This window comes from Desulfatiferula olefinivorans (genome assembly GCF_054657895.1).
Window position 1 is genome coordinate 22,710 of sequence record NZ_BAAHXV010000034.1, and the last position, 23,840, is coordinate 46,549.

Annotated in this window: 17 protein-coding genes; 8 read left to right on the top strand and 9 right to left on the bottom strand. The window is 59.6% G+C overall.

The features are described 5' to 3' along the window. Positions 1-7: 7 nt before the first annotated feature. From parC to ACYQ11_RS18070, 3 genes are all read right to left on the bottom strand, one after another. Positions 8-2,296: a DNA topoisomerase IV subunit A gene (gene parC / locus ACYQ11_RS18060; RefSeq protein WP_459925215.1), complete on the bottom strand. Its 2,289-nt coding sequence runs from the start codon at positions 2,294-2,296 to the stop codon at positions 8-10. A gap of 6 nt (positions 2,297-2,302) precedes the next feature. Then, a complete protein-coding gene (gene parE / locus ACYQ11_RS18065; protein ID WP_459925216.1) occupies positions 2,303-4,216 on the bottom strand; it encodes a DNA topoisomerase IV subunit B in 1,914 nt (637 codons plus the stop codon). Positions 4,217-4,345: 129 nt separating this feature from the next. Further along, positions 4,346-4,852, bottom strand: a complete 507-nt coding sequence (locus ACYQ11_RS18070) for a shikimate kinase (RefSeq protein WP_459925217.1) — start codon at positions 4,850-4,852, stop codon at positions 4,346-4,348. A gap of 295 nt (positions 4,853-5,147) precedes the next feature. On the opposite strand from ACYQ11_RS18070, the gene ACYQ11_RS18075 reads away from it, so the two are divergent. Then, positions 5,148-7,913, top strand: coding sequence for an Ig-like domain-containing protein (locus tag ACYQ11_RS18075; protein ID WP_459925218.1), 2,766 nt, complete (start codon positions 5,148-5,150; stop codon positions 7,911-7,913). 30 nt (positions 7,914-7,943) lie between these two features. On the opposite strand, the gene thyX is transcribed toward ACYQ11_RS18075, so the two are convergent. Next, entirely contained in the window at positions 7,944-8,564 is a 621-nt protein-coding gene (gene thyX / locus ACYQ11_RS18080; RefSeq protein ID WP_459925219.1) for an FAD-dependent thymidylate synthase, read from the bottom strand. 189 nt (positions 8,565-8,753) lie between these two features. On the opposite strand from thyX, the gene ACYQ11_RS18085 reads away from it, so the two are divergent. Together ACYQ11_RS18085 and ACYQ11_RS18090 are read left to right on the top strand one after the other, a co-directional pair. Beyond that, positions 8,754-10,007, top strand: a complete 1,254-nt coding sequence (locus ACYQ11_RS18085) for a mechanosensitive ion channel family protein (RefSeq protein ID WP_459925220.1) — start codon at positions 8,754-8,756, stop codon at positions 10,005-10,007. 32 nt (positions 10,008-10,039) lie between these two features. Then, positions 10,040-11,275, top strand: a complete 1,236-nt coding sequence (locus ACYQ11_RS18090) for a DEAD/DEAH box helicase (protein WP_459925221.1) — start codon at positions 10,040-10,042, stop codon at positions 11,273-11,275. A 405-nt stretch (positions 11,276-11,680) separates the two neighbouring features. Here the strand turns inward: ACYQ11_RS18090 and ACYQ11_RS18095 are convergent, their stop codons facing one another. Beyond that, complete coding sequence (locus ACYQ11_RS18095) at positions 11,681-13,492, bottom strand: BCCT family transporter (protein ID WP_459925222.1); 1,812 nt, start codon at positions 13,490-13,492, stop codon at positions 11,681-11,683. 473 nt (positions 13,493-13,965) lie between these two features. Here ACYQ11_RS18095 and ACYQ11_RS18100 point away from each other — a divergent pair, with 473 nt between their 5' ends. Continuing rightward, positions 13,966-14,580, top strand: a complete 615-nt coding sequence (locus tag ACYQ11_RS18100; RefSeq protein WP_459925223.1) for a hypothetical protein — start codon at positions 13,966-13,968, stop codon at positions 14,578-14,580. Positions 14,581-14,671: 91 nt separating this feature from the next. After that, positions 14,672-15,046: a sirohydrochlorin chelatase gene (locus ACYQ11_RS18105; protein WP_459925224.1), complete on the top strand. Its 375-nt coding sequence runs from the start codon at positions 14,672-14,674 to the stop codon at positions 15,044-15,046. 7 nt (positions 15,047-15,053) lie between these two features. On the opposite strand, the gene ACYQ11_RS18110 is transcribed toward ACYQ11_RS18105, so the two are convergent. After that, positions 15,054-15,419: a PilZ domain-containing protein gene (locus ACYQ11_RS18110; RefSeq protein WP_459925225.1), complete on the bottom strand. Its 366-nt coding sequence runs from the start codon at positions 15,417-15,419 to the stop codon at positions 15,054-15,056. Positions 15,420-15,556: 137 nt separating this feature from the next. On the opposite strand from ACYQ11_RS18110, the gene ACYQ11_RS18115 reads away from it, so the two are divergent. The 3 genes from ACYQ11_RS18115 (at position 15,557) to ACYQ11_RS18125 (ending at position 19,537) form a co-directional block, all read left to right on the top strand. After that, positions 15,557-16,210 (top strand): HAD family hydrolase, encoded by a 654-nt coding sequence (locus tag ACYQ11_RS18115; RefSeq protein ID WP_459925226.1) that lies wholly within the window; start codon positions 15,557-15,559, stop codon positions 16,208-16,210. A gap of 125 nt (positions 16,211-16,335) precedes the next feature. Beyond that, on the top strand, positions 16,336-17,823 hold the full coding sequence (locus ACYQ11_RS18120) for a DUF1302 family protein (protein ID WP_459925227.1): 1,488 nt from the start codon (positions 16,336-16,338) through the stop codon (positions 17,821-17,823). A 16-nt stretch (positions 17,824-17,839) separates the two neighbouring features. Then, the gene (locus ACYQ11_RS18125; RefSeq protein WP_459925228.1) at positions 17,840-19,537 is read left to right on the top strand and encodes a hypothetical protein; all 1,698 of its coding nucleotides are present in this window, start codon (positions 17,840-17,842) and stop codon (positions 19,535-19,537) included. A 79-nt stretch (positions 19,538-19,616) separates the two neighbouring features. Here ACYQ11_RS18125 and ACYQ11_RS18130 read toward each other — a convergent pair whose 3' ends face one another. The 3 genes from ACYQ11_RS18130 to ACYQ11_RS18140 all read right to left on the bottom strand — a co-directional run. After that, on the bottom strand, positions 19,617-22,340 hold the full coding sequence (locus ACYQ11_RS18130) for a DEAD/DEAH box helicase (RefSeq protein ID WP_459925229.1): 2,724 nt from the start codon (positions 22,338-22,340) through the stop codon (positions 19,617-19,619). Beyond that, entirely contained in the window at positions 22,337-23,407 is a 1,071-nt protein-coding gene (locus ACYQ11_RS18135) for a PDDEXK nuclease domain-containing protein (protein ID WP_459925230.1), read from the bottom strand. The genes ACYQ11_RS18130 and ACYQ11_RS18135 overlap by 4 nt, the downstream gene beginning before the upstream one ends. Then, a partial coding sequence (locus tag ACYQ11_RS18140; RefSeq protein WP_459925231.1) for a hypothetical protein occupies positions 23,404-23,840 on the bottom strand: 437 nt, incomplete at its 5' end. The genes ACYQ11_RS18140 and ACYQ11_RS18135, both read right to left, overlap by 4 nt.

Genomic DNA, 23,840 nt, shown 5'->3' on the forward strand with positions numbered 1-23,840 from the left:
CGTCTGTTTATTCCTCCGGCATTCCGGACTCGTGTGCAGACTGGGGGTGCCGGGGGATGATGTCGTAACGATCCACCTTCTGATAGCCCCGGGGCAGCTTCTTGCCCCGGAGTCCCCGTGATCCGATGTAACCGGCCAGATTCCCTTCCTTGAGCGTGAAGTGCCGTTTGCCTGAATAAATCACCAGCTGGCAGTCCGGCGGCATGAGAAACAGCGTTTGAAGCAGTTCCTCCCGGGCCCTGGCCCGACGGGAAGAAATGTTGATGATCTTGTTGCCCTTGCCCCGGGCCAGGGTGGGCAGGTCCTTGATGGGAAACAACAGCATGCGTCCCTCGTTGGTGATGGCGGCCAGAAGGGCCGATTCCATCGCCTCGATCCGGATGGGTTTGAGGGGCAGGGCCTGATCGGGCAGGGTCAGCACCACCTTGCCGTTTCTGTTTTTGGTGTGAAGGTCCGATAATGAGGCGATGAAGCCGTAACCGGCATCGCTGGCCATCAGCACCCGGTCTTCGGGGTCGCCCATCAGGGCATCGCAGACCGTGGCCTCGGGGGGAATGGCCAGGCGTCCGGTAAGCGGTTCGCCCTGGCCCCGGGCCGAGGGCAGGGCATGGGCCTGGATGGCGTAGGTCCGGCCCGTGGAATCCAGAATCACCACCTGCTGGTCACTGCGGCCGAAGACCACGGAAAGCAGTTGATCCCCGGCCTTGAATTTCAGCTTGCTTTCGTCGATATCGTGGCCCTTGGCCGAGCGGATCCAACCGTTTTTCGACAGAATCACCGTCACCGGTTCGGTGGGGATCAGGTCCGTGGGGGTCAGGGCCTGGGCCTCGGTGCGTTCGACGATGGGGGACCTGCGGTCGTCGCCGTAGGTCTGGGCATCCTGTCTGATTTCCTTGCGGATCAGGGTGTTCATCCGGGCCTTGGACCCCAGGATTTTCTCCAGCATGTCCCGCTCGGCGGACAGGTCGTCCTGCTCTCCTTTGATCTTCATTTCCTCGAGTTTGGCCAGGTGGCGCAGTTTCAGCTCCAGGATGGCTTCGGCCTGGACGTCGGTCAGGCCGAAACGCTCCATCAGCACCGGTTTGGGCTTGTCTTCGGTCCGGATGATATGAATCACCTCGTCGATGTTCAAAAAGGCGATCAGGAGGCCGTCCAAAATGTGAAGGCGGTCCCTGACCTTCTCGAGCCGGGCCGAAAGGCGCCGCGTCACCACATCACGCCGGAACTCCAGCCATTCGGTGAGCAGCACGTCAAGGCCCTTGACCTGGGGCTTGCCGTTAAGGCCGATCAGGTTCATGTTGACCCGGTAGTTTTTTTCCAGATCCGTGGTGGCGAACAGGTGGGCCATCAGGGCCTCCTTGTCGATGCGGCTGGACCGTGGCACAATCACCAGACGGGTGGGGGATTCGTGGTCGGATTCGTCCCTAAGGTCCTCGACCATGGGCAGCTTCTTGGCCTGCATCTGGGCGGCGATCTGTTCGAGAATCCGGGCGCCGGACACCTGGTGGGGCAGGGCGGTGATGACGATGTCCCCGTTTTCAAGACTGTAGACGGCGCGCATTTTCAGGGTGCCGTTGCCGGTTTCGTACAGTTTGATCAGGCTGTCCGCCGGGGTGATGATCTCCGCTTCCGTGGGATAGTCCGGTCCCTTGATGAATCGGCACAGCTCGTCGACCGTGGCCTGGGGGTGGTCGAGCAGGTGGATGAGAGCCTCGGCCACCTCCCGCAGGTTGTGGGGCGGGATGTCCGTGGCCATGCCCACGGCGATGCCCGTGCTGCCGTTGAGCAACAGGTTGGGCAGCCGGGCCGGCAGCACCTCGGGCTCGTCCAGAGTGCCGTCGAAATTGGGCACCCAGTTGACCGTTCCCATGCCCAGCTCTTCGAGCAGCACCTGGGCGTAGGCGGACAGCTTGGCCTCGGTGTAGCGCATGGCCGCAAAGGACTTGGGATCGTCCGGGGCACCCCAGTTGCCCTGGCCGTCGACCAGGGGATAGCGGTAGGAAAAGGGCTGGGCCATCAGGACCATGGCCTCGTAGCAGGCCGAATCCCCGTGGGGATGGTACTTGCCCAGCACGTCGCCCACGGTGCGGGCCGATTTTTTGTATTTGGCCGTGGATCTGAGCCCCAGTTCGCTCATGGCGTAGACGATGCGCCGCTGGACCGGCTTGAGGCCGTCGCCGATATGGGGCAGGGCCCGGTCCAGGATCACGTACATGGAGTATTCCAGGTAGGCGTTTTCCGTAAACAGTTTGAGGGGGATCTGTTCGACCCCGTCGAGGCTGACGTCGTTCATCATGATTCCTTATACACTGATACTGACCAGGTCGCCTTTGGTTTCCAGCCAGGTTTTCCGGTCCCCGGCCCGTTTTTTGGACAACAGCATGTCAAGGACCCCGTAGGCACTGCCTTCACCGGCTTCGATGTCCAGGTCGTCCACCGTGAGCTGGACCAGACGGCGGGTATCGGCGGACATGGTGGTTTCCCGAAGCTGGAGGGGATTCATCTCCCCCAGTCCCTTGAACCGCTGGACGTTGATCTTGCCGTTTTTCTTTTCGGCCCGGATCCGGTCAATGATGCCGTTTTTTTCCGAATCGTCCAGGGCGTAGTACACGTCCTTGCCCACGTCGATGCGATACAGGGGCGGCATGGCCACAAACACGTGTCCGGCGGACACCAGGGCGGGGAAATGCCGGAGAAACAGGGCGCAGAGCAGGGTGGCGATGTGGAGCCCGTCGGAATCGGCGTCGGCCAGGATACAGATCTTGCCGTAACGCAGCCCGGTCAGGTCCGAGGAGCCGGGATCCACCCCGATGGCCACGGAGATGTCGTGGATTTCCTTGGAATTGAGGATCATGTCCGGGTCCACTTCCCAGGTGTTGAGGATCTTGCCCCGCAGGGGCATGATGGCCTGGTACTGGCGGTCCCGGGCCTGCTTGGCCGAGCCGCCCGCCGAGTCGCCTTCGACCAGGAACAGTTCGGCCTTGAAGGGATCCTGGACCGTGCAGTCGGCCAGTTTGCCGGGCAGGGCCGGGCCGGCGGTCACCCGTTTCCGGGCCACTTTTTTTCCGGCCCGCAGCCGTTTCTGGGCGTTGTCGATGGCCATCTCGGCCAGGCGCTCACCCACGTCGGTGTTTTTGTTGAGCCAGAGGCTGAAGGCGTCCTTGACCACGCCGGACACGAAAGCCGCGCTCTGGCGGGAGGACAGGCGCTCCTTGGTCTGCCCGGAAAACTGGGGGTCGGCCATTTTGACGGACAAAAGGTAGGCACAGCGGTCCCAGATGTCCTCGGGGGCCAGTTTCACCCCCCGGGGCAGCAGCTTGCGGAATTCGCAGAACTCCCGGATCGAGGCCAGAAGGCCGGTGCGGAAGCCGTTGACATGGGTGCCCCCCTGGGCCGTGGGAATCAGGTTGACATAACTCTCGGTAATCAGGTCGCCGCCGTCGGGCAGCCAGACCACGGCCCAGGAGGCGGTTTCTCCGGCCGATTCGAAATGGCCGACGAAAGGGTCGTCGGGCAGGCGTTCCCAGTCGGCCAGGCTGTCGTTCAGATAATCCTTGAGGCCGTCCTCGTAATACCACTCGTCCTTTTCGCCCGTTGCGGCATCCAGAAAGGAAACCTTGAGGCCCGGGCAGAGCACGGCCTTGGCCCGCAGCACGTGGCGCAGGCTTCGGACCGAGATTTTCGGGGTGTCGAAATAGCGGGGATCGGCCCAGAACCGGACGGTGGTTCCGGTGTTTTTTATGCCCACGGTGCCGGTGACCTCAAGGTCCCGGCTTTTGTAGCCGTTTTCGAAGGCGATCTCGTAGCGTCGGCCGCCGCGCCGGATTTCCACGGAAAGTCGGGTGGAGAGGGCGTTGACCACCGAAACCCCCACCCCGTGGAGGCCGCCGGAAAACTGGTAGTTCTTGTTTGAAAACTTGGCCCCGGCATGGAGGCGGGTCAGGATCAGCTCCACCCCGGTGATGCCTTCGTCGGGATGGATGTCCACCGGCATGCCCCTTCCGTTGTCGCTGACTTCCAGGGACTGGTCCGGGTGGAGGATCACCTCGATCTTGTCGGCAAATCCGGCGATGGCTTCGTCGACGGCGTTGTCGATGACCTCCTGGGCCAGATGGTTGGGCCGGTCCGTGTCGGTGTACATGCCCGGACGCCGCCTCACCGGGTCGAGCCCCTTCAGAACTTCGATGGAATCTGCATCGTACCTGCTTGCAGTCATGGGTGTGTTATCCTGTCATGATGAGGGTCGGAGTTTGTTTTCGGGGGTATCATAGCGCGTTTGAATTTTTTATCAACACCTTATTTCAGGGGCGTGAATCGTGCGGAAAGGCAGGGGTTTCGGGGTGTTTCAGGCGAGAATGTTACGCAGTCTGGCAAGGGTCGCCGCAGGCGATTCCCCGCCCGGGCAGGCCAGGATCAGGTCGGCGTACCGGCGGTACAAGAGATCCCGCTCGGCCAGCAGAGACGACAGGCTCTGGCCCGGCTTGCGGACCACGCCCCGGCTGTCCGGATCGGAAAACCGGGTAAGCAGCAGGTCAAGGTCCGCCGCCAGGTAAATGACGGTGCCCAAGCGTTTCAGGTGGGCCATGGCGCTGCTGCCGTAGACCACGCTGCCGCCGGTGGAAATGACCGTGCGGCGGGCCCGGATGCCCAGTACGGCCCGCTCTTCGGCGGTACAGAAGGCGGACAGCCCCACCCTGTCGATGATATCGTGGAGAGCCATGCCCTCCTTCTCGACGATCAGGGCGTCCGTGTCGAGAAAGTCCCATCCCAGGTCATGGGCCAGAAGCCTCCCCACGGTGCTTTTCCCCACCCCCGGCATGCCGATCAGAACAATGTTGGTCGTCAGATTCATGGCGCGTATCCTACCACACAACCGGCACGAAACCCAGGGCAATGATTATGGATAAGCCGCCTTCCGTGTGATCGGTTCATGCCGTGTTTTCGCGGCCCGTTCGTTTAGCATGCAACTTGCATGGATGAACGCTGTTCTAAAACTGGAGCCGGGTTCGGAGTTTTGGCCAGATTGGCGATGGGGCATGGAGATGCACGCTCCTGAAGGGTTTCGAGTTTTAGACGGTCAAACGAGGATGTATTAAGGGGTGTGGAAATCATTTCACACCCGACAGGACGGATGTCAAAGGGGGGGTATGAAACGACTGGTTGTACTGGGGATAATGATCATTCTGACGGCCTGCGGGGGCGGCGGCGGATCGTCCTCCGGTCCTTCGCCGGGAACGGGAGAGCCCGGCGACACCGGTCCGACCCTTGAGAGTATCGACCTGGAATCCGCGGAGAGCCGGATTCCACTGGGCCGGAGCCTGTCCCTGACGGCCACGGGCATTTATTCGGACCTGAGCAGTGTGGATCTGGTGGACACGGCAAACTGGGAGATCGAACACCCGGATGTCGTGGACTGGGATCGGACCAAGGGTCATAACGTGCTCCGTGCCAAGGCCCCGGGGCAGAGCCGGGTCCGGGTGTTTCAGGACGGCATCGAGGCAGGGATTCAATTGACGGTGACCGACGCCGTGCTTGAGCAGATCATCGTTCAACCGGCCCGGCCCCGTCTGGCTGCGGGCATGGAGGCCGTGCTCGACGCCGTGGGCCTCTTTTCCGATCAGACCGGCCGGGACATCACCGATGATATCACCTGGACCGTGGACGATCCGGCCGTCGCCGTCATCGAGGGCCGGCGTCTCCACGCCCTGGCCGCCGGCATCACGACCATCAAGGCTGAACTGGACGGCCGTGAACACACCCTGACCCTTACGGTGACCGATGCGGTGCTGGTCCGCCTCGAACCGTCACCGGCGGAACCTTCCGTGGCCGTCGGCGTCACGGTCGATATCCGGGTGACGGGCATTTTTTCCGATTCAAGCAAAAAGGACATGGGCGGGCTGGTCGACTGGGACAACCCTGAACCGGCCATGGCCGACGTGTCGACCGAAGGCACGCGGGACCTTCTGACGGGGGTCAGCCCCGGCCGTGTGACCCTGACGGCGGAGCGGGACGGGATTGTCGCCTCGCTTCCCGTGACCGTGACCGAAGCCAGGCTCCGCCGCATCGAGCTTTCCCCGGCCGGATCGACCATGGCCAAGGGGCAGAGCCGCTCATTTCGCGCCACGGGCATCTATACCGATCAGAGCAGCCGGGACCTGACCGAAACCGTGCTCTGGGAATCCGATGATCTTGCCCGGGCCCGGGTCAGCAATGCCGCGGCGTCCAAGGGACGGGTCACGGCCCTGTCCATGGGGACGGTCGGCATCGGCGCCGCCCTTGGGGCGGTGGCGGCCCGGACAGAGATCACCGTGGGTGAAGCCGCCCTCGAATCGGTGTATCTGGTCGCCGAAGGCCCTCATTTCCCGGCGGGCCTGACCCGTTCCCTTTCGGCCATGGGACGGTACAGCGATGATTCGGTTCAGGATCTGACCGGTATGGTCACCTGGGCGTCTTCGGATCTTCAGGTGGCCGTTGTGGGCAACGGCGACGACGGCGGGCGTCTGACCGGCCTCGAACCGGGCGAGGTGACGGTGTCCGCCTGCCTCGACGGGATCGACGGGCGCATGACCCTGACCATCGAAGATCCTCTTTTGACCGACATGGAGGTCAGCCCGGCTGCGGCGACCCTACCGGCGGGTCACGGTCTCGCCCTGACCGCCGTGGGCCGGTTCACCGACGGCGCCGTCATGACGGTCACCGACGAGGTGCTGTGGACCTCCTCGGACCCTGCGGCGGCACGGGTGGATAACGCCTCAGGCACCGCAGGGACGGTGTTTGCCCTCGCTCCCGGCCGGGTGTCGATCAGCGGCGTTCTGGGCGGCATCGAACGCACCGTCGATCTGACCGTCACCGCCGCCACCCTTGAGGATCTGGAGGTGGTTGCCGGCGACGGATCCCTTCCGGCAGGTCTGGTCCGGTCCTGCCGGGCCCTGGGGCATTTTTCCGACGGCGAGGTTCAGGATCTGACCGATCAGGTGCTCTGGCAGGTCAGTGACCGAAGCCGGGCGGGCATCAGCAACGTGCCCGGACTCAAGGGCCGTCTGTATGCCTTTGCCCCCGGCCCCGTCACCATTTCGGCGGCCGTCGGGGCCGTCACGGGCCAGGCCGGCCTCACCGTCACCGGAGAAACCCTGAGGTCCCTGAGATTTTCACCGCCCTTTGCCGCCGTCGACGCCGGATCGTCCGCGACGCTGACCCTGGAAGGGATCTTCTCCGACGGCTCGGTTCTGAACCTGGGTGAGCAGGCGCTGTGGCTGTCACTCGATCCCCGGGTCGCCACGGTCGGCAGCGCACCCTTAGAGGCGGGAACAGTCACCGGCATCGCCCCCGGCGCCACCTACGTGCTGGCCGTGCTCGGCCAGGTGGGCGCCGTGACGGCGGTTCAGGTGCTTAAACCCTTGGACCATATCGAGATCCATGCCGTCAGCGACCTGTTGCCGCTCAACTGGACCCTGACCTACACGGCCACGGCCGTGTATGAAGACGGCGAATCCGAGGATGTGACCGACCGGGTGGTGTGGACGTCGTCGGACCGGGCGGTGGCGGATTTTTTTGATTTCGGCCGGATGCTGGCCCTGTCGGAAGGAACGACACAGATCGGTGTGTCGGTCAATGGAATGGTTCAGGACTCGGCACGCCTCGAGGTCCTGGCCTTCGAGAGTCTGGTGATGGGGTATGAATCCCTGGGCGGCGGGGCCGTCCAGTTCCGGGTTCAGGGCCTGTTTACCGACGGCCGGGGGCTGGAACTGACCGAGGCCGTCACCTGGAGTTCGGACAACGGGGCGGTGCTTTCCATCAGCGACACCGAAGGGGAAAAGGGGCTGGCCCAGGTGCATCAGCCCGGCACCTGTCAGGTCACCGCCGAGTACGACGAGGCCCTGACAATCACCCGGACCGTGGTCATTCAGCCCTGAGGGCGATGCGGGCGGGACCGCCCGCATCGATTACGATGCCGTAACGGTCAGGTCTTCGAAGACGCTGGGAGCGTGCTGCATCAGGATGGTCCAGATCATGTGGGCGATGGGCCGGATCTGGGGGTGGGCCGCCTTGGTGCCCCGAAGGCCGATGAAATGACGCCATTCGCGGAAATTGGCCATCATCACCAGTTCGGTCTTGAGGCAGGTGGGCAGCACCGACCGGGCGACCTGGGCCGAGCAGCCGGCTTTGAGCATCTCGAAGTAACGCGCCTCGGCGTCGAGGCAGGCCTTTTCCCAGAGGGCCCGCTGCCCGGCGTTGAGATTGGGCGGTTCGATGAAGGTGCACTGGTTGTCGAACTTGTCGGCGCTGTAGTTGCAGTACCGTGTGGATTCCTGGGCAAAGGAGGCCAGCCGGTGGCGGACGATTTCATGGGTGATGCCCCGGTCCGTGATGATGCGAAAAGAGGCCACGGCGTGTTCGATCATGGCGTGATGGCCGTGCTCGCGCATTTTTCCGGCGAACAGCCGGGCCGAATCGGCGGTGATTTTGTCCTCGCTTTTGTAGCAGGTCCGGCCGGCCCGCTCGATCTGGTATTCGGGGTTTTCGGTGATCCACAACAGGTCGACGGAAGGTTCCACGATTTTCATTGATCGGTCCTTTGTTTGGTTGAAAGAGTGATGGTTCATCCTGAGGTTGAAGTTTACCCTTAGCACGTTCGCCGGGCCAGATAAAGAGTCGAGTGGGGCAAGCTTCGAAAATCCCCCGGGAGTTGAAAAAAAAGATCAAAGCGGTTAGGATGAGGGCTCCTGTCAACCCTCTGACCAAGGAGCGCCCCCATGTCCTTCGACCGCCTGACCCAATGGTTTGAAACGCATCCGGCCTTTGAGCAGATGCTGGCCCTTTTTGCCCTGCTGACCCTTTCCTGTCTGGCCTACCTGATCACCCGGCATTACATTCCCAAAGCGGTTTTGGGCATCACGGCCAAAACCCGGACCCGCTATGACGACATTCTCCTGAACGACACCGTTCTAAGACGGATCTCCTGCCTGGTCCCCCTGTTCGTCATCCACGGCCTGGCCTTCCTGGTGCCGTCCCTTGAGATTCTGATCCGCAAGCTGGCCCTGTCGGGCATGTTCTTCGTCGCCCTTCTGGTGATCGGGCCCCTGATCAACGGGCTTCACGATATCTACCAGTCCCTTGCCGTGTCCAGGGACCGGCCCATCAAGGGCTATGTCCAGGTGGCCAAGCTGGTCATCTATATTCTGGGCGGCATCGTCATCGCGAGCAGCCTCCTGGGGCGCTCCCCCCTGGTGATTCTCAGCGGGTTCGGGGCCATGACCGCCGTGATCCTTCTGATTTTCCGGGACACGATTCTCTCGTTTCTGGCCAGCCTCCAGATCAGCTCCAACGATCTGGTGCGGGTGGGGGACTGGATCGAGGTGCCCGCCTTCAACGCCGACGGCGACGTGGTCGATATCGCCCTGCACACGGTGAAGATCCAGAATTTCGACAAGACCCTGACCATCATTCCCACCCACCGCCTGATCGACGTGACCTTCAAGAACTGGCGGGGCATGCAGCAAAGCGGTGGGCGGCGGATCAAGCGGTCGATCTTTATCGACATGACCAGCATCCGCATCTGCGACGCGGCCATGCTCGAAGCCTTCCGGACCATCGACCTTCTGGTGCCCTACCTCGACAAAAAGGAGGAGGAGATCGCCGCCTACAACACGGCCCACGGCGTCAACACCGACAACCCGGTCAACGGCCGCAGGCTGACCAATGTGGGAACCTTCCGGGCCTACATCGAAGCCTACATCCGGAGCCAGACCACCATCCACCGGTCCATGACCTTTCTGGTGCGCCAGCTTCAACCGGGGCCGGGCGGTCTGCCCATCGAGATCTACGTGTTCACCAACGATACCGCCTGGGCCCGTTACGAAGGGATCCAGTCGGATATCTTCGACCATCTTCTGGCCGTGATCTCCGAATTCGGCTTGAGGGTCTTCCAGAATCCCACGGGATTCGATTTCAGAGCGCTTTCGGCAGGCCCGGATTTAACCGTTGCAATTCCGGGGATGAAGGGGTAGATTCGCCGCACACCACAGGAGGGACGAGGGGCATGAAATTCGACAGTTATCCGATTTCGGACGAAATCAAGAAAAACCTGGCCGCCATGGGATTCAAACGGCCCACGGACATCCAGTTCAAATCCATTCCCTCGATCCTGAACGGCGAGGATGTGCTTGCCATTGCCCAGACCGGCACCGGAAAAACGGCGGCCTTCGCCGTTCCCATTGTGGACCGGATTCACCGGTCCAAGTCCAGTAAACGCTCGCCGGGCATCCGCTGCCTGGTCATGGTGCCAACGCGGGAGCTGGCCATGCAGATCGGGGAGGTGGTCAGCACCCTGTCCCGGCATACGCGGGTCAAGTCCTTCGCTCTCTACGGCGGCGTCGAGCAGGACCAGCAGATCACGCGCCTCCAGGACGGGATCGATATCCTGGTGGCCACCCCGGGCCGGATGTTCGACCTGATCAGCCAGGGTCACCTGCGTATCGGCCGGATCGACACCCTGGTGCTCGACGAGGCGGACCGCATGCTGGATCTGGGGTTCATCGAGGATATCCGGCAGATCAAAGCGAAGCTGACCCGCCGTCACCAGACCCTGTTTTTTTCCGCCACCATCGATCGGAAGATCAAGAAACTGGCCTTTTCCCAGGTGAAAAGCACGGCCATCCGCATCCAGATTTCCCCCGAGGACCGGGTGTCCCGTAACGTGAGCCACGCCGTGATGAGCGTGGCCATGGACGACAAACGGTTTTTCCTCGAACGCTACATCAAGGATCACCCCGGCGAGAAAATCATCGTTTTCGTCCGCACCCGTGTCCGGGCCGAGCGGGTCGCCAAAGCCATGGACCGGGTGGGCATCGAAACGGTGACCCTCCACGGCGACAAGGATCAGGCCCAGCGGTCCGACGGCATGGCCGCCTTCCGCCGGGGCGACTGCCGGATCATGATCGCCACCGATGTCAGCGCCCGGGGTATCGACATTCCCGACATCACCACGGTGATCAACTACGACCTGCCCACGGATCCCGAATATTACGTCCACCGGGTGGGCCGGACCGGCCGCGGCATCAACAAGGGCGTGGCCCTGTCCTTCTGCAGCGACGAGGAAAAAGACGCCCTTTCCGCCATCGAGGCCTTTCTGGAATCCCCCGTGGAGCAGCTTTCCATCAGCCGGAAGGACTATGCCGAAACCCTTGAGACGCCCAACGCCAACGAGGACGTCATGGCCCTGATCGCCGCCCACGAAAACCGCAAGCCCCGCAAGAAGGGCAAATCCAAACCCTGACGGCTTCGGGAAAATATTATCCGGTTATGCACCTCCCTCACGTTTTCGGTGATCATCCTATTGCTAAACCACCCGTTCGCGTTGCTCACTGAAGGGCACGAAGTTCACGAAGATGGGCGTAAAGAGAGATTTATTCTTCGTGGCCCTTCGTGATCTTCAGTGAGCGCAGCGAACGGGTGGTTAATGAACGCGTTGTTCTTCCCCAAGGGAAAGCCTGTCGCCTTATCGACACATCGCAAAACCAAATCCATCGTGAGCCCAATATCGTAAAGTTAAGACCATGAAGGGCATGCTTTGCTTTGCCAATCGATTGGACAGTGAGAATATGTTAATGGCATTGATTAAGCGGTTGAAGAACTACTGAAATCAAGTGCATAACCAGATTTGTTTTTTTCGCGACCCCGATCAGGGCTGGGGCGGCACTCCCATTCCTTTCTCCGCTTTCTCCACAAACCCCTCCACGGGGATTTCGATGGTTCTGGTCGTGGGTTTGATCGTCTCGATGATGGTCGCGTGGTAGTGTTCTTCCTGCAAGCCCTGGTACAGGCTGTAGCACATGACCAGAAGCACGATGGTGAACGGCAGGCCCGTGGCGATGGACGCGCTTTGAAGCGCCGTCAGACCTCCGCCCAGAAGCAGGGCCGCTGCGCAGACCCCTTCCACGGCTCCCCAGAAGATCCGCTGGGGCACGGGGGAATCCAGCTTGCCGCCCGAGGTCAGGTGATCGACCACCAGGGACCCCGAATCCGACGAGGTGATAAAGAAAATCGTCACCAGAAGAATGCCGATAAAGGACATGACGCCGCTCAAGGGGAAATTTTCAAGCATCACGAAAAGGGCCGTGGATACGTCCTTGCCGACGGCGGTTGCGATGTCGGCGGCCCCGGTCATCTGGAGCCAGAGAGCCGACCCGCCGAAGGAGGACATCCACAGAAAGGACAGGATCGTCGGGAAGATCATCACCCCCACGATAAACTCCCTGACGGTGCGCCCTTTGGAAATCCGGGCGATGAACATGCCGACGAAGGGCGACCATGAAATCCACCATCCCCAGTAGAAGATCGTCCAGCCGTTCTGCCATCGGCTGCCGTCGGTGCCGTAAAAGGTTTCCACCCAGAAGCTCAGCTGGGGCAGGTTCTGGATGTAAAATCCGATGTTCTGGGTAAAGGCCTTGAGGATGAACACCGTGGGCCCCACCACCAGCAGAAAGACCATGAAGGCTCCGGCGGCGATCATGTTGGCCAGGCTCAGAAACTTGACGCCCTTGTCCAGGCCCGTGGCGATGGAGGCGATGGCCAGAAGGGTGATCAGGGCGATGAGCAGCACGGCGAATTCCGTGGAGGTGGACCAGCCGAACAGGTAGTTGAGGCCGGAGGCCACCTGTTTGACCCCCAGCCCCAGGGAGGTGGCCAGGCCGAACAGGGTGGCCAGAACGGACAGGATATCGATGAGGTTGCCCCAGAATCCGTAGATTTTTTCGCCAAGCAGGGGGTAGAAAATCGACCGGATGGTCAGGGGCAGTCCCCGGTTGTAGGCGAAAAACGCCAGAGACAGGCCGACCAGGGCATAGATGCCCCAGGGATGGATGCCCCAGTGATAATAAGTCAGTCCCAGGGCCACCTGGGCGGCCTGGGCCGTTTCCTTGGGGACGGCGAACATGGGCGACGGGGTCATGTAATGGAACATCGGCTCGGCGACACTCCAGAACATCAGCCCGATGCCCATGCCCGCGCTGATCAGCATGGCGTACCAGCTGAAGGTCCTGAACTCGGGCAGGGCGTCGGGCCCCCCGATCCGGATTTTTCCGTAATCGCTGGCGGCGATCAGCACCATGACCAGCACGAAGAAATTGGCCGACAGGATGTACAGCCAGCCGAAGGTGTCGCCGATGCCGTCGAGAAGGCTCTTGAACAGCACGGCGGCCTGCTCCCGGAACAAAAGGGTCAGGACGATGAAGGCCAGGACCAGGCCCCCGGCCGTCAGGGATACCTGGGGGTGGAGGTCGAAGCCCAGGCCCTTCCAGTTGTTCTCGCCCGGGCGGTGCCCCTTGGATTCATCGTAGTAGCTGGCCGTGGGAATGATCTGGAGGCCCCGGAACACCGGGCGGTCCTTGATGGCCTTTTCCGTTTGTTTTTCCCAGTGTTCCCGGGCCACGGCAATGGCTTTTTTCCGGTAGGTGAGTTCTTTTTTCTTTTTTTTCTTCTGTTTTTTGATCATGAAGTCCTCCTGTGTCTGTCGTGCCTCGTGGACGCATCGGGGTGATCGGCGGATGTGATCGGCTGGGCTTCGGCGGGGACCGGGTCCGGTCTCCGGGCCGGCCGATTGACCCCCACCATAGCGGAATTTGCCGGAAACATTAAGGAAAAAATGGCCGATCGACTGAACTCTCCGGACAGCGATGAAAAATACGCTTGCCGAGTTTCGGGAAACTGACGTATACAGTCAGGGTTGATGAACGCGTAAAACGTCATCAAAGGACGGCAAAGAAAAACGTTCGAGCTTGCGGCGTCGCGAATCCGTAAGGAATGAGGCGTACTTAGGGTACGCCGCAATGACGAGGGATGACGCGCAACGCTTAAAATCGGACTTTTTACGAAGCCGTAAGGGTTGGCACCGGGTCGGACCACGGGGGTCCCTCCTGCCTGTGACACAAGATCTCTTAACAGCATGTCGAAACAATGGGGGGTACGATGAAAAAAATAATCCTTGCGCTGGTGTGTCTGGGAACGATGGTCGGAGCGGCGATGGCCGACGATCCGAAGCAGGAAGCCCTGGAAAGCCTGACCACGGCCCAGACCATGATCAAGCAGGGGGCCGTCAACAAGGCCGTCGAGGAAATCAACTATGCCTTGAGCAAACTGAACGAAGTCACGGCCGCCAATATGCTGGCCTTTATTCCGGCGCCTCCGGCGGGCTTCACCCTGGAAAGCAAGAATGCCCAGGGCATGGGCCAGATGGCGTCCATGGTGGGCAATGCCGGGGCCGAGGCCCAGTACGCGGGACCCGATGACGCCAGTGTCAAACTGACCATCGCCACCGGCGGCGTCACCGGCAAGCTGGGCAGTCTGGCCGGCTTCGGCGCCATGTTTGCCGGCATGGCCCAGGAAACAGGCATGAAAAGCATCCGCATCCAGGGCTATACCGGAACCCTTCAGTTTAACGCCGAGGACCGGAGCGGCACCCTGAGCATTCAGGTCGGTGAAAAAACCTCGGTTCAGGTCGAGGGCTACGGTATCGCGTCGGGGGACGTACTCAAGGCCTTTGTCCAGCCCATGAACCTGTCCAAGCTGGCCGGAGCGTTCTGATCCGGCTGTTCAGGATCGATCATCAGTTATCGTTACGGGCGCTTTCGGACCGGTTCCGGGAGCGCCCCTGTGTTTTATGGAGGGATGAACGATGCATGCGTTGCTTGTGGTGGCCCACGGCAGTCGGGCCAAGGAATCCAACGAGGAAGTGATCCGTCTTGCCGAGAGTCTGAACCGTCGGCCGGACAGCGGGTTCGATACCGTGATCTGCGCCTTCAACCAGTTCAGTGAACCCACGGCGGAACAACAGATCCGGGTGCTGGCCGATCGGGGGGCGACGACCATCACGGTACTGCCCTATTTTATCGCCGCCGGAAGCCATGTGCGTGTGGATCTTCCCGAGCTGGTCGAGACGGCCCGATCGGCCTATCCGCAGATCCGGTTCCGTCTGAGCCCTCATTTCGGGGCTTTCCGGGGCGTGGCGGATCTGATTGTCGGGGAGCTGAGCGAGGGCCGGAGCGCCTGATTGCGGGTCAGGCCTGCATGTGTTTGCGGTGCTGGTAGGCTTTGACAAAGGTCACGATGGCCTGGACCTGTTTGTCCCGGGGGCCGGTGAATTCGACGCCGGACAGATACCGGCCGGAACTCTCGTCCCGTTTGGTATAGATCAGTCGTCCTTCGACCTTGACATCGTTGCCGTTGAGGTCGATGGTCATCAGCATGACGAAAACGCCCTTGAGAGGGACGGGCGTTTGGAGAAGAAGCCCGGTCTGGCTGAGATTCAGGGTGTGGCCTTTGCCCTTTTCCAGGGTGTTGCGCGCCTGGTCGAAGAGGACATAGTCCACCAGATTGGAGGTCTCGATGCGCGGTTTGCGCCGTTTTTCGTTGTGTCGTTCCATGACGGTTTCCTGTGCCCGTTGCTTCCGATTCCGCCCCCCGTGGCGCGGACAGAGTTGTTGGTTCCATTCCGAAGGCGCGTATCCTATCATGTCCGGCCCTGTCTCTCAAGCGACATTTTTTTTAAATGAGGGAAACGATGATCAAAGCGATTTTATGGGATAACGACGGGGTTCTGGTCGATACGGAAAAACTGTTTTTCAGGGCCACCCGTGAGACCCTGGCCGAGGTGGGCATGGACCTGAGCCAGGAAATGTTTGTGGAATTCTCTCTGGTCCGGGGGTACGGTCTGGCGGAGTATCTGACCCGGGGGGGCCTTGACGCCGAAGGGTGGGAAACCCTGCGCTTCCGCCGCAACCGCCGCTACGCCGAGCTGCTTTCCGGGGCCCGGAATACCTTGATGGACGGGACCCGGGAGGCCCTCGATGCGCTCCACGGCCGCTACATCATGGGCATCGTGACCAGCTCCCGGCGGGAGCATTTCGAGATTATCCACCAATCCACCGGGATCCTTTCCTATGTGGATTTCGTGATCACCTCGGACGACTGCGAACAGACCAAACCCCATCCCGAACCCTATCTCAAAGGGCTTGCCCGGGCGGGGGTGGCCCCGGACGAGGCCGTGGCCGTCGAAGATTCGGCCCGGGGCCTTGTGGCCGCCAACCGGGCGGGCCTGCGCTGCCTGATGATTCCCCACGCCCTGTCCGATCCGCGCACTTATCGGGGCGATTACCGTCTGCTCGGTGATATCCGGGAGGTCCGTGATACACTCGACCGGTTCCACGAGTTCTAACGCTCTGGTAAACCAGTGAAAAACATCTTTTATCCAGGCGGAAAACTTGCTATGACCAGGGTCGGGATGTCTGCCGCATACCACGCACCGTAAACGAAAAACACAAAGATTGAAGGGTGAGGACCATGTTCGACCGTGATTTCCTGTGGCGCCTTGCGGCGCTGGTTCTGCTGGTGTCGACCCTGGCCCCGGGCCTTTCGGTTGTTCCCCGGACCGCGCTGGCCCAGGAGGAGCTGCTCGACGGCTTTGACGATGATCTGGGCGATTTCTCCGATGATTTCTCGGGCGACGTTTCCGATGATCCGGCCCCCGCAGCAACGCCTTCTTCCTCTGAAAAACCGTCCCAGCGCCTGCCTTTCGATCTGTCGGGTCGGTTGGGCCTGATGACCACCGTCAACACTGCCCATCACCGGCCCGACGCGGGCCGGATCGACTGGCGGGGCCTCTCGGCGTTGCGGACCGAGCTTCGGCTGACCGTCGAGGACAAGGTGCTCGACACCCTCAGCTGGCATGTGAGTGTCCGGGCCTCCCATGACGGGGTTTACGGACTCCGCCGGTCCCATACCTGGACCCCCGAGCTGACCGACGACCGGGAAGCCGTGGTCGAGCTGGACAAGGCCTATGTGGGGGGGCGTATCAACCGCTTCATGGATCTGTATATCGGGCGGCAGATCGTCATCTGGGGCAAATCCGACACCCTCCGGGTGGTGGACGTGATCAATCCGCTGGATATGCGGGAACCGGGGTTGACCGACATCGAAGACCTGAGGCTGCCCGTGACCATGACCCGGCTGGATGTGTTTCTTGGCGGATGGACCCTCAAGACCATGGCCATCCACGAAACCCGCTTCGACATGCTGCCGGTCTGGGGCAGCGATTATTATCCCTCAAAAGCCCCCCTGCCGCCCGAACACGGTCCCGACAGCGATCCGGGCAACACCCAGTTCGCGGTGTCCTTGGGCCGGACCTTCAACGGCGGGGACCTGACCTTTTACTACGCCGACATCTACAACCGCGATGTCCACCTGGAAACACTTTCCGCCGACGAGCCCCCCCAATACAGCCTGAGTCTGGATCACGGCCGCATCACCATGCTGGGCCTGGACGCCAACCGGGCCTTTGGCAATCTGATGCTGAAAACCGAACTGGCCCTGTTTCGTGACGTGGCCTACATCAACCCGGCCCGCATCGCGGGCGGGGTTCTGGTCCGGGGCCCCTGTCCCGGCTACACCCGCTACGACGGCCTGGTGGGCTTCGAATACCTGGGCATTCGGGATACGATGATCAGCGCCGATGTGGTGCTTCGCTATATCGATGACTACGACGGTCTGCTTGAAGCCTCCCCCTTCAGCCCCAAAGAAAAGGAAGAACAGTGGGTCCTTCGGCTGACCCGGGATTTTTGGCATGAAACCCTGTCCGTGGAACTTCTGCTGTCGGGTTACGGCTGGAGCGCCGAGGGCGGGTCTTTCGAGCGGCTCAAGGCCGTGTATGATGTGAGCGATGATCTGACGCTGACGGCAGGGTGCATTCTTTACCAGGGCGGCAGCGACATTCCCATCGACACCATCGGCGATAACGACCGGATTTTCGGCGAACTGGTCTACAGTTTCTGACCAAAGGAGGACGACCATGCGTCGGCACAGGCCCCATCTGTCACCCCTTCTGGGTATTATCCTGAGCATCGCGCTTTTCTCCTGCGGCTCGGTGAGCGATGATCCCGTAATCACGTTGTCCGGCCAGGTGAGCTTCGGTGATCCGGATCCGGACCTTCTGGGACCGGTCTTTGTGGCCGTGCTAAGCAGCAATCCCATGGCGCCGGGTGCCTCACTGAATGACGCCCTGGTGACGATCCAGTCCATTGACAAAGCCGATGGCCGGTTTCATCTCTCCCTCACCGGCACGGGGCTTGCCCCCGGTGATCCGGTGTACATCATCGCCTTCGCGGACAACGATTTCATAAACGGCATCCCCGATCCGGGGCCCGGCGACGTGATCGGCTACTATCTGGACCCCGCCGGGTTCAGTCCGGCTTATGTGCTCGCGGCAGGCCACAATGAGGGCATCGCCATTGACGTCAGCAAAACGGTGTACGATTTCGCGGCCTCCCTGTCCGGCGAGGTTCTGGGGGCGGATCACGGCACGGTGACGGTCTTCGCCTATGCCGGGGACATCGACAGCCTGGATTTTTCCCGGATCGATCCCTACGAGATTCTGGGCTATACCCGCATCCGGACGGGGGACGGTCCCTCACCCTTCAGCGTCACCATTCTTCCCTACGGGTATCCGGTGCCCATCGAGCAGGTGTATCTGATCGCCTTTGACGATGCCAACGGCAACGGGACGCCCGACGCCGGTGACCGTCTGGGGTTTATGGCCGACGACCGGGGGCTGCCGGAACTCCTGACCATTGAGCCGGGACGGCGTGACGGGCTTGCCGTGACCCTTTCCCTGACCCTTCCCGAACCCTCGGGGGCGATCCTGAGCCTGGAAGGACGGGTCGAGGTGGCCCCTGAATTCGATGCGGATGACACGCCCCTGTTCGTTCTGGTCATCCGGAATGACGGGGAAGCCGACCTGTCGGCTCTGGCCGCCGGCGGCCTGGATCAGGTGGCCGCCTTTGTCCGACTTGATCCCGGCATCCGGGAGTTCACCGTCGACTTGACGCGCACCGGGCTTGGGCCGGGGGATTCGGTGATGGTTCTGGCCGTCTGCGACCGTGAGTTCATCGCCGGATTTCCGGATATCGGGGCCGGGGATTATCTGGGTTTTTATCAGAATCGGACGGCCATGGCCGTGGATGTGACCCTGACCGAGGGGGTCAACCGGATCGAACCGTCAAGCGACACGGATTTCATGGTAAGCCGGGTGGTTGTCGACCATGCCGCCTCCCTTGTCTTCGAACTCGACGATGAAAACCTCGCCGCCCTCTCGCCGCCGGTGCGCCTGGATCCTTCCGAGCATGTGACCGTCGTGGCGGTTCAGGAAGGCGGGGTGACCCTCGGCCTGAATCCGCAGATCGATATGGACTACATCATCGGGCTGGCCTCCCTGGTCATCCCCGACACAGGCAATGACGGTCAGATTTACACCCTCCCCCTTCTGCCCGCCTTCGACCGCAGGATTGCGGTGGACGATCCCTTTGCCGTCAGGAACGTCTACGTGTTCGCCGTCTTCGACGGCAACACCGACGGAGGGGGCCGGAACAACTACCTGGGCTATTACTGGCGAAGCATCCTGGGCTTCATGACGCCCCGGCTGATCGACCGCATCGGCGACGAAACACTCGCCCTCGATCGCACCGTCCGCTTCACCACACGGACCCGCTAACGCGGGGCGTGGGCCGGGACGCCTGGCCGATCCGTCTGAGCGACAGGAGGGGTAGCCGCCCGTTCGCTTTCAACCGAGATCAGCTTACGGCAAACCGCTCAACGAGCCCGCCCAAGGTAATGTTTGAGGCAATCTCAGTGTGTGGAATCAAAATATATCGCCAGGGTTTGCCGGCATAGCTCTTTGTGTGAGCTGACGCATTGTTGCACCAGGTCACCGCCACTTTTTGTTTGGCAAGAACGGCTGGGTCATTCATCTGATTGGCGGCCTTGGGTTCAAGGATGAAAATGTCATTATCGGTTTCTGCCACAAAATCAGGTATGTACTCAAGATGGTCGGATTCGTGACGGTAAAACATCTGGAATTGACCTTTGGCTGGTTTAAACCATTTCAGAGCATCCCTTTCCAGTATCAACGCGAGTTTCCGTTCAGCTTCTGAATCAAACTTCTGGACCGGGTAGAGGCAACGCTGAAAACCGCCAAACAGATACCGGCTCATGTTGCTCTTGTCGTCCGGTGAGGCATGGACATCCAATGGCGGTTCATCGGCTGAGTAGGAATAGGCACTTTCCTTGAGTTCCGTGAATCCCTTGCTGATCTTCACTTCATACTCGACGGCATCCTCCCAGTAGTGAGCCTGCATCTGAGCGTGAATAAACTGACAAATGTTTTTTTGATAACAACGAAGCACCTTTCGAACTTCTTCTTCTGAAAGGTACGTCTTGAAGTGTTTCACCGTTTGCGACGCCAGATCATAGAGATGGTCGGCATGGTCATCATATGAGATATCGTTGAAATCCATAAGCCCACTGACGATAACATCTTCGAGACGGGATTCTTCGATTCCACCCTGACCCAAGGAGAGTATTTCCGTCGTATGTGTACGGAGGTGTTGAATCCATAATTCTTCCGGCACTGATTGATAATGGAGTGTCGAAAGTTCAAGTGAAAAACGTTTAAATCCGGTTTTTAATTCTCCTTTTGGCAAAACAAGGATTCGAGGGATATCGATGGTCTGACGTGTGACCACCTCGATGGTTTTGGCGACCACATCTTCGATGTCCGCTTTTTCAGTACTCCCATCAAGTGTCATTTGTCTTGGTGCCGGATAGCGTTCTTTCAGTTCGTTGATAATCGTCTTCTGAACGTCCGGTTTGTTCAAATATGAAACGCCGGGAAGAATATCCGGCTGATGAGATAGATTTCTGATTACGTCCCAGGCGGCCTGGGCAATTTCCTGCTCATCGGGTTTGGTGAATACCGGGGACTCTTTCCTTCCTGGGAAACGGGTGTTGTCCGTCACCTGACCGGGCGTGATCCCAAGTTTATCTGAAATTGTGGGCCGGGAGACCACGGTGGCCGTTTTCCGAATCAGATCGGAGTTGTCGAGAATCACGGCCTGCATCCGAATGGAGGAATCGGGTCGGTTGGCTTCGGCAATGATTTCCTCAAATTTATCATGGGCAACGATATTCAGTCGATCAACGCTTATGACCCCGGTGCGTTTTCCTTTGTAGGGAAGTCGAAGCCCCCGTCCGATGGACTGCTCGATGAGAATCCGGGCATTGGCCGCCCTCAGGGGAACGATGGTGTAAAGGTTGGTCACATCCCAGCCTTCCTTGAGCATGTTGACATGAATCACGATTTCCGTGGGTTCCTCTGCATCCTCAACCTTGAGAAGGCGCTCTATCATTTCCTCTTCTTTTTTCCCGGTCTGACTGGAATCCACCTGGATGACTTTTTCTGCGTATCGTCCGTCAAAAAAGGAGTTTGACTGAATCAGTTTAAGCAACCGGCTTGCGTGGGTTGTGTCGCGTGCAATGACCAGCAGGAAGGGCTTTACAATGTCCCGGTTGTTTTCTCTGGCGTAGGTTTCAAGTTCCACCTTGACGCTTTCATGAAGACGGATTCCGTCTTCAAGCTTGATCCGTTCGATTTCATCGGGACTCATCCCTGCAGGATTGAAATCTTTACGTGTGACCACGGCCGGTTCCTTGACATAACCGTCAACCATGGCTTTACCCAAAGGATAATCGTAAATCACGTTTTTAAATTGAACCGCCCCCCGGCCGGACTCCACAAAAGGGGTGGCCGTCAACTCAAGACCCAGAACGGGCTTGAGCTCATTGATGGCCCGGACTCCCGCACTGGCCCGGTATCGGTGGGATTCATCCATGAGCAGCACCAGATCGGGCAAACCGGAAAGATATTCGAAGTAGCTCTCTCCAATGTATTCAGACAGGCGTTTGATGCGAGGGGCATGGCCGCCGCGCACTTCGGCGTTGATTTTGGAAATGTTGAAAATATTGATGTGGACACCCGTGTCGGTATCCCAGGCAAAATGGTGTTGTTTACGGTGATCCGTTCGGATTCCGATACCGCTTTCATAGGTGTCGCCGGTGATCACCGTCGGTGGATTTACCGCAAATTCAGCGATGCCTTTAAAGACATATTTTTCCGTGTTGGGGCTGAAATCGGTAATAAGCTTGTTGTAAATGGTCAGGTTGGGGGCCATTACAAAAAAATTTCTGATGCCGTGCTCCAGATACAAATAGCTGATAAAGGCTCCCATAAGCCGGGTTTTTCCCACACCCGTGGCCAGGGCAAAGCACAGAGAAGGGAAGTCACGCTCAAAATCCGTGACAGTGGGGAATTCGCTTTGGATGGCCTTAATCATTTCGGCCAGGTCGTTGCCATTTCCCGGCGGAGCGATTTCGGTGATCCGATGGAGAATCTCAAGGGATCGGCGCTGGGGCGTCCTCAAGCTCAGGCGGCCGGAAATGGCATTCACGTGTCGGTTCACGAATGATCCTCCTCTGAAAGTCTGTTTTGTGCCGCAAATCTCTGGCGTGCCTGGACCAGGGCTTTATGGAGCTCTTTTTCAAGGATATCCCTGGGCGGCAGTTCGGTCATGTATTCGGCGATACGGATCGAGCTTTTTTCAAGCTCAAGCAATTCCACGGTTTCCTGTTTTTTCCCGGCACAAAGGATCAGACCGATGGGTTCGTTTTCTTCGGGCTGGCGTTCGTATTTTGTAAGCCACCGTAGATAAAGTTCCATCTGCCCTTTGTAGGCCGGTTTGAAATCTCCGAGTTTCAATTCAATGGCCACAAGGCGTTTGAGCCGCCGATGGAAAAAAAGCAGATCCAGGTAATAGTCGTCATTGTCCACCTGGATGCGTTTCTGTCGGGCAATGAAGGAAAACCCGTCTCCCAGTTCAAGGAGGAACTGTTCCAACTCCCGGAGAATGGCGTCTTCGATGTCTTTTTCCAGATAACGATCGGTAAGGCCCAGAAAATCAAGAAAATAGGGGTCGCGGAACACCAGGTCCGGAGAAAGCCGGTCTTCGTTCCGAAGAGCATCCAGCTCCGTGCGGATAATCTCATCGGGTTTTTGTGACAAAGCCGTGCGTTCGTAAAGCATGGTGTCGATTTTTTTTCGGAGTGTCCGAACGCTCCACCGTTCGATTCGGCACATTTCCGCGTAGAAATCCCGTTTCAGCGAATCTTTCTGATAGATAATCTCCTTGAAATGGGACCAGCTCAACTGTCTCCACAGTGTCGAGACAATGGCTTCATCGTCAAAAACTTCCGCAAAGCGGATCATGTGGCGGAGGTTTTTGGCTGAAAACCCGCGTCCGTAGCTTGTTTCCAATTGTCTCGACAGCGTGGAGACAACGGCCTCCCCATAGTCGGCCCGGTCGCCTTTCAGGATATCTCGGTTGATGCGGCGGCCGATTTGCCAGTAAAGCATGGTGACTCCGGCATTGACCGCAAGCGCCACGGATTCGCGGGCGTCTTCAATCAAACGGCGGATGTCCTGAAAAAGGGGGTCTCCGGAATCCATGATGGTTTTGTTTTTCGTCATCATTCATCCTCATCGGGAAACAGCATCATCTGGCCTTTGGGGTCAGGGGCCTTGGGGAGGTTGTCTACGCGCAGGCTGTAATCATCATGCCCCCATTCGCATTTGGCAAGAACCTGTTTGGGAATTTTTTTCACGGTCAGGTTGGGATACAGTTCGTCATTGGCCCGGAAGGCCGTACACAGCACAAGAAGGGACCGGTTTGGCCCAACCTCGTCGGAAAGCTGCTGAAGCTGATCATGGTTCAGGTTGGCCGTGGTCACATAGATGAAATCGCTTTCCGTGGAATGACCGTGCTGCCAATACACTGAATCGCTGGGTGCATAGGTGAATCCTTCCAGTTTACACAGAGCCTCGGCCAGCATGGCCGCGTTGTAGCTTGTGTTGATCACCCAGTTGCCCCAGCGGTCTTTTTCAAGCAGGGACGGGGCCAGTTTAT

Excerpts from the sequence above, each read along its gene's own strand:
- parC (WP_459925215.1), bottom strand. The coding sequence starts at position 2,296 with ATGATGAACGACGTCAGCCTCGACGGGGTCGAACAGATCCCCCTCAAA.
- parE (WP_459925216.1), bottom strand. The coding sequence starts at position 4,216 with ATGACTGCAAGCAGGTACGATGCAGATTCCATCGAAGTTCTGAAGGGG.
- ACYQ11_RS18070 (WP_459925217.1), bottom strand. The coding sequence starts at position 4,852 with ATGAATCTGACGACCAACATTGTTCTGATCGGCATGCCGGGGGTGGGG.
- ACYQ11_RS18075 (WP_459925218.1), top strand. The coding sequence starts at position 5,148 with ATGAAACGACTGGTTGTACTGGGGATAATGATCATTCTGACGGCCTGC.
- thyX (WP_459925219.1), bottom strand. The coding sequence starts at position 8,564 with ATGAAAATCGTGGAACCTTCCGTCGACCTGTTGTGGATCACCGAAAAC.
- ACYQ11_RS18085 (WP_459925220.1), top strand. The coding sequence starts at position 8,754 with ATGTCCTTCGACCGCCTGACCCAATGGTTTGAAACGCATCCGGCCTTT.
- ACYQ11_RS18090 (WP_459925221.1), top strand. The coding sequence starts at position 10,040 with ATGAAATTCGACAGTTATCCGATTTCGGACGAAATCAAGAAAAACCTG.
- ACYQ11_RS18095 (WP_459925222.1), bottom strand. The coding sequence starts at position 13,492 with ATGATCAAAAAACAGAAGAAAAAAAAGAAAAAAGAACTCACCTACCGG.
- ACYQ11_RS18100 (WP_459925223.1), top strand. The coding sequence starts at position 13,966 with ATGAAAAAAATAATCCTTGCGCTGGTGTGTCTGGGAACGATGGTCGGA.
- ACYQ11_RS18105 (WP_459925224.1), top strand. The coding sequence starts at position 14,672 with ATGCATGCGTTGCTTGTGGTGGCCCACGGCAGTCGGGCCAAGGAATCC.
- ACYQ11_RS18110 (WP_459925225.1), bottom strand. The coding sequence starts at position 15,419 with ATGGAACGACACAACGAAAAACGGCGCAAACCGCGCATCGAGACCTCC.
- ACYQ11_RS18115 (WP_459925226.1), top strand. The coding sequence starts at position 15,557 with ATGATCAAAGCGATTTTATGGGATAACGACGGGGTTCTGGTCGATACG.
- ACYQ11_RS18120 (WP_459925227.1), top strand. The coding sequence starts at position 16,336 with ATGTTCGACCGTGATTTCCTGTGGCGCCTTGCGGCGCTGGTTCTGCTG.
- ACYQ11_RS18125 (WP_459925228.1), top strand. The coding sequence starts at position 17,840 with ATGCGTCGGCACAGGCCCCATCTGTCACCCCTTCTGGGTATTATCCTG.
- ACYQ11_RS18135 (WP_459925230.1), bottom strand. The coding sequence starts at position 23,407 with ATGATGACGAAAAACAAAACCATCATGGATTCCGGAGACCCCCTTTTT.